This is a genomic window from Mesorhizobium sp., from assembly GCF_024509055.1.
Taxonomy (GTDB): Bacteria; Pseudomonadota; Alphaproteobacteria; order Rhizobiales; family Rhizobiaceae; genus Mesorhizobium.
Window position 1 is genome coordinate 1 of record NZ_JANINM010000076.1, and the last position, 5,591, is coordinate 5,591.

Here is a 5,591-nt window from a genome sequence, read left to right on the forward strand (position 1 = left end):
GACCTGCGCCTGCAGCTTGGCGATCTCGGTCGGGCCGTCACTAAGCAGCTTGACGCCGGACTTGTCGACGAATTCCTTCAGCGCCGCGGCCTGGCCGTCCTGGTAGATCCCGCCATAGGAGACGAAGGTCAGGGTCTTGCCCTTGAGCGACCCATCCTTCACCTCGCCCGCGACCGGCTTGTCCTGCGCCAGGGCCGCTGTCGCCAGGACACCGAGCGCCAGGATGGCGCCAAGCCCTGCATATTTCGATTTCAGCATGATCGATATTCTCCCATTGAGGCCCGCGTTCTCGAAAACGGCTACCTGGGCGCGAGCGGTTTCCAGGTCGTGTATTGGTCGAGCTCGGCGCGCACCGAGGTTGGCGGCGCGATGATCCACATCACCTCGGCCCGGCCGCTGCCGATGTTCTCGCTGCGATGTGGCGTCGAGGTCGTGTATTCGATGCTGTCGCCCTCTTCGAGGACATGACGCGCGTCACCGAGGGAGACCTCGACGATCCCGCGAAGCACGACGAGCATCTCGTGCGCGTCGCCATGCGTGTATTGGTCGGATCCGGTCGAGCCGCCGATATCGAACTCGCCGACATAGACTTCCATGTCGCTCAAGGGCGGGCGCGAGAGCAGCATCTTGCGGCAACCGTCGCTGGGCGGCAGGCTCGGCCGCTCGTTGCGCCTGAGAACCCCGTGGTTCTGCGCGGCGCTTTCCTCGAACAGCATCGCGACGCTGACCCCGAGCGCCGAGGCAATCTGGTTGAGCGAGGCGGTGCTGGCGCCGGTCAGGCCGCGCTCGAGCTGGCTGATGAAACTGGCGCTCGTCCCAGTCGCATCGGCGAGGTCCCGCAAGGACAGCCTTCGTGCGAGACGAAGGCTCTTGAGCCGCATGCCCAACACCTGATGGGCATGGGTCGCGGCCGAGCTGGCGCCGTTTGCTGCCGGAGCCTGGCCGTTGTCTGAAGCCTTTGGCATCCTGTTCCCCTTCACTGCACAGTTTGTACAGTGGCACTGTACACATGGCAAGCGACAAGAAGCAGTTCCTGGCCCATCACCAGATGGGCCAGCCAGAATGGCCTTTGAGTGCTATGGTCGAGAAGGTCCGGTCAGCCCTCGCCGGCCAGGTCCCGGCGCGCCTTGTCGAGTTCCTCCGCGTAGCGGCGCATCAGGTGGCTTTCGGTGACAAGGCCCAGAACGATACGGTCGTCGAAATCCTCGACAACCGCCAGTTCTTCCGCCCCGGCGCGCTGGAACGTCCCGGCTGCGGTCTGGACGTTCATCGACGGCACCAGCACCGCGTCCTTGAACTGGGCCAGCGCTCGCACCGGCGTCTCGCCGTCGGATACATCGCTGTGCAGTTCAGGCACGAGCAGCATGCCGACATAGTGCATGCCTTGTTCGACGGCGATCACACGCTGCCCTGAGCCGAGCGGCACCTCCTTGCGGAACTCGGCCAGCGTCGTCGATGCATCGATGGTCTGGACATTCTTGCGCATCATCGATCCGACATTGAGGCTACGCATCCAGCCGACATCGTGGGCGCTGCGGATCGTCTCGCCGCGCAGGTGGAAGCGCCAGGTCGAGAAAGAGTAGCCGAAGGTCTCGCGCACCAGGATCGCCGACATGATCGATGCCGCCAGCACCACGCCGGTCAGCGTCAGGTCTCGGGTTGATTCCAGCGCCAGGAAGGTCATGGTCAGCGGGCCACCGACGACGCCGACAGCGAGCGAGGTCATGCCGACGACGGCCGCGACCGCCGGGTCGATGCCCACCGAGGGCGCGGTCAGCGCCATGACGCCGGCAAAGACCTTGCCGAGAAGGGCTCCCAGGAACAGCGAGGCAAAGAACAGGCCGCCGCGGAAGCCGGAGCCGAGCGAGATGGCCGAAGCCGCGAGCTTCATCACGAAGACGCTCGCCACCACCGGAAGCGCGTAGTTCATGGCGAACTCGCGATGTAGCGCGCCATGGCCGCTGGACAGCACCTGCGGCGTGACCAAGCCCAGCAGCCCGACCAGGATACCGCCCAGAAAGGGCCTGACCGAAGCATCGATCTTCAGCCGCACGAAGAGCTGCTCGATGATGCTCACCAGATGCATGATCGCGATGGAAGCCGCCCCGCCGAGAAGCCCCAGCAACAGGAACGGCACATATTCGCTGGCGGTCAGCGCCGGCAGGCCGGAGAGTTCCAGAGGAAACGGCACGCCGCCGAAAAACTCGGCGGTCAGCGAGGCGGAGATCGCCGCCGTCATCACCGGGGCGAGGTTGGCGACGGAGTAGATGCCGATCACCAGCTCGAAACCGTAGAAGGCGCCGGTCAGCGGCGCGTCGAAAGCGGCCGCGATCGCGCCGGCCGCGCCGCAACCGACTAGAATTCGGACATCGTTGCGACGCAGCCGGAAGGCGCGCGCCAGCCGCGAGGCGAAGCCGGACCCGATCTGCGTGTAGCCGGCTTCCAAACCGACCGAAGCGCCGAAGCCGCTGGAGATCATCGTCTGGGCGACGATGATGAACGTATCGGTGAGCGACATGCGTCCGCCATAGAGCGCATTGGCCTCGATCGGGTCCACCGGCGTGCGGAACTTTCGCTTCTTTAGCCAGATTATCGAAAGGCCGAGTACGAGCCCGCCAATCGCTGGAAACATCGCCTGCACCGGATTGGTCAGCGAAAACATCGCCGACAGCCGGCCTCCCGGCTGCACGTCGAAGAGCAGCCAGTGCATGCCTTGCACTATCGCGCTCATGCCGGTGGCCAGCGCGCCTGCTATGACCCCGACCAGCCCCGCCATCAGCACAATCACGATCCCGCGCGCCTCGAGCACGGGGATCGATTTGATCAGCACCGCGCGAAGCCGGCGGGCATAGACTTGCGGTTCGTTTCTGGCAGGCAACGGAGCGGCTCGCCGATATTCCATGGGTGGAAGCTGCCGTGCTGATACGCCCGGCCGCATTGCGTGGCAACCGCAATGCCGACTGCTTGTGGCGCGATTTTGGCGCTCTGTCGATTAGGCGGGAGCGAGGTCTACGGGTTACGGACAAACGGATCGCAGGACGGTCAGTCCGCAATGGTCAGCGGCCCGCAATCATCCTCGGCGACGAAGATTGCCAGGAGTTCCGCCGGCTCGGTCGCGCTCGCATTCTCCGCGAACAAATGCACGGCCCCTGGCGGTTCGAACCAGGTCTGTCCTTTGGCGAAGGTGCCGACCGACCCGCCTTCCATTTGCGAACGCAGCGTGCCCTTCAACACGAAGGCGGTCACCGAACCGGGATGCCGATGCCGGGGGGTGTAGCCGTTCGGCGGGAACTCGACCAGCGCCGTGGTGATCGAATGTCCCGGAACGTTCGGGAGCTTTTCGCAGGACAACGGCCTGACCGTGGTGGCCGGGCGTGCGCCGGCGCCCTCGCCGGCATCCGCTCCCATCATCTGCAGATGCGCCTCCGGCTCCCCGGTCACCCTGATTATCCCGTTAGCGAGCATTACCGCCGCCGCGAGCAGCGCGGAAGCGATGGCGGCGACCCCGAGAAGTGCAAGATTTCGAGAAGAGGCGGCTTCGATCATGGCGGCAGCTCCGAAGCGGAAATTCAGCGAGCCATGCGGAAGTCCGCGCGCCAGCCCAACTCGCTGACCGCCTTGCCTGTCGTGACATGGCCATTCGGCTCAGCGACGTTGAAGGCGCCGGACTCACCCCGCTCCACGGCAAGCAGCGCCGCATGGGCTGCCGCATCGACATGCACAGCCGGGTCGGCGGCGGTCTCCGCGCCGCTGCCCGGCCCATAGAGATGACCATAGCGCAGAACGACGCCAGTCAGCGGCGCGGCCGTGAGCACCTGCCGTTCGAGCGCGATGACGCCGCGGACACTGATGCCCCGACCGCCTTCGGCGGCGCTATCGAGCGGGTCGGTTTCGCCATGCGGTTCAGACCCTGGCGCATAGGCCCAGGAGATGCTCTGCGCGATCAGGCGCCTGGCTCCCGCCGCCTTCGCGGCCTCGACCAGGTTACGGGTTCCCTCGTCGCGAATGCGGGCGTTTCTCGCGGCCGCCTCGCCCATCCTGGCGGGATCAAGCCCTGGCGGTAGATCAGTGAGTTGATGAATGACGATTTCCGGCTTCGCCGCCACGACAGCGGCACCCAAGCCGTTCAGGTCGAACACATCGACCACCACCGGATCGGCGCCCAGAGCACGCAACGCCTCGGCCTTTGTGCTCTGGCGCGTGGTGGCCGTCACCTGATGGCCGGCGTCCGCCAGTTGCGGGATCAAGCGCCGGCCGATCGCGCCGGAGCCGCCGGCAAGAAATATGCGATAGCCCATCGTCTTCAGCTCCTTGTTGCGGTAATATCAGAATTCGAACAACATATAAGAGCTCTTACATTATGCGCAAGCAGAATCCACCGCTGGCAATCCCCGCTCCCGGGGAGGGCAAGCGCGGCGAGGAAGGCTATCTCGGCTATCTCCTGCGCCAGGCGGCCGGCGCCTACCGGCTACGGGTGGAGCGCGCGTTGGGCGAATTCGGCGTGACCCAGCCGCAGTTCGCGACGCTCACCATGCTGTCGGCCTATCCCGGTATCTCCAATGCCGACCTCGCAAGGCTGGCGATGCTCACGCCGCAGACGGTGAGCGTGATCGTCGCCAATCTGGAAAAGGCCGGTTCCCTGGTGCGCAAGCCGCATGCCGTCCACGGACGCATCCAGCATCTCGACCTCAGCGAAGGCGGCCGCGCCTTGCTCAAGAAGTGTCGCGAGCGTGTACATAAGCTCGAAAGGGAACTGACCGGGGGCCTGTCCGCCACAGAAGAACGCGCCGTCCGCCGCTGGCTGGTCGGTGTGGCGACCGCCGATGCGGCGCATCCTTAGGATGCCTCAGGTCGGAGCGCCCTCACAGGTTTCGTAGAGCATGAGGTTGCGGTCGCCGATGCCGAGCTCCGCCCAGTTGGCACGCCACGCGGCGATATGCGCCGACTTGAAGTGCGCTTCGAGCGAGGGGCGATCCAGCCACGCCTCGGAGACATGGATCAACCCGGCATCGAGCACATCCTGCGCATAGGAATAAGCAAGGCAGCCGGGTTCGGCGCGGCTCGCCGAGATCATCCGCTCCATGGCCGGCTTCGCCTGTTCGAGCTTGTCGGCTGGCAGCCGAACCGTGCCGATGATCAGCAGCATGCGTTCATCCTTTCGTCCGATAGGGACGAGGTCCCATAGAGTCGGATGATTTCGGATCTGGTCGATCCGAAATCTGAATCCGGCTCTAAATCAAGGAGATAGAGCATGATGTCGCCCGAAAACCGCTTCACACTTTTCGGTATCATGCTCTAGCCACTCTCCCACCTTCGCGCAAGCTTGGCCGGTTACGGTCGAGGGCCTGCCCTGTTGCCGGGCGGCTCTGGATTTGAGGACGACATGGCGATCAGCGAAACAATCCCGTCCGGCCTTGTGGCCAAGAACGGCCGCGACGTCTTCTTCGCCCTCGGCATCATCGTCATCCTGGCGGTGCTGTTCCTGCCGATCCCGGCCTTCCTCATCGACATCGGCCTTGCCTTTTCGATCGCGCTATCGGTGCTGATCCTGATGGTTGCGCTCTGGATCCAACGGCCGCTGGACTTCTCCT

The 5,591-nt window shown here is 64.8% G+C and carries 7 protein-coding genes and 1 pseudogene; 2 read left to right on the forward strand and 6 right to left on the reverse strand.

What is annotated here, in order from left to right; genetic code table 11:
• The 5 genes and pseudogenes from Q0L57_RS04835 to Q0L57_RS04855 all read right to left on the reverse strand — a co-directional run.
• Window positions 1-258, reverse strand: a pseudogene (locus Q0L57_RS04835) (ABC transporter); the annotation flags it as partial.
• Window positions 259-299: 41 nt separating this feature from the next.
• Window positions 300-965, reverse strand: coding sequence for a cupin domain-containing protein (locus tag Q0L57_RS04840; RefSeq protein WP_296738858.1), 666 nt, complete (start codon window positions 963-965; stop codon window positions 300-302).
• Between the two features lie 131 nt (window positions 966-1,096).
• Entirely contained in the window at window positions 1,097-2,878 is a 1,782-nt protein-coding gene (locus Q0L57_RS04845) for a chloride channel protein (protein ID WP_296738861.1), read from the reverse strand.
• Between the two features lie 164 nt (window positions 2,879-3,042).
• Window positions 3,043-3,546: a cupin domain-containing protein gene (locus tag Q0L57_RS04850; RefSeq protein WP_296738863.1), complete on the reverse strand. Its 504-nt coding sequence runs from the start codon at window positions 3,544-3,546 to the stop codon at window positions 3,043-3,045.
• Window positions 3,547-3,569: 23 nt separating this feature from the next.
• Window positions 3,570-4,298, reverse strand: a complete 729-nt coding sequence (locus Q0L57_RS04855; protein ID WP_296738865.1) for an NAD(P)-dependent oxidoreductase — start codon at window positions 4,296-4,298, stop codon at window positions 3,570-3,572.
• 62 nt (window positions 4,299-4,360) lie between these two features.
• Here Q0L57_RS04855 and Q0L57_RS04860 point away from each other — a divergent pair, with 62 nt between their 5' ends.
• Window positions 4,361-4,840 carry a MarR family transcriptional regulator gene (locus tag Q0L57_RS04860; RefSeq protein ID WP_296738868.1) on the forward strand — a complete coding sequence of 160 codons (480 nt, stop codon included), beginning with the start codon at window positions 4,361-4,363 and terminating at the stop codon, window positions 4,838-4,840.
• A 6-nt stretch (window positions 4,841-4,846) separates the two neighbouring features.
• Here Q0L57_RS04860 and Q0L57_RS04865 read toward each other — a convergent pair whose 3' ends face one another.
• On the reverse strand, window positions 4,847-5,146 hold the full coding sequence (locus tag Q0L57_RS04865; protein WP_296738870.1) for a putative quinol monooxygenase: 300 nt from the start codon (window positions 5,144-5,146) through the stop codon (window positions 4,847-4,849).
• 237 nt (window positions 5,147-5,383) lie between these two features.
• Here Q0L57_RS04865 and Q0L57_RS04870 point away from each other — a divergent pair.
• Window positions 5,384-5,591 (forward strand): FHIPEP family type III secretion protein (locus Q0L57_RS04870; protein WP_296738872.1); only part of this gene is annotated, 208 nt, incomplete at its 3' end.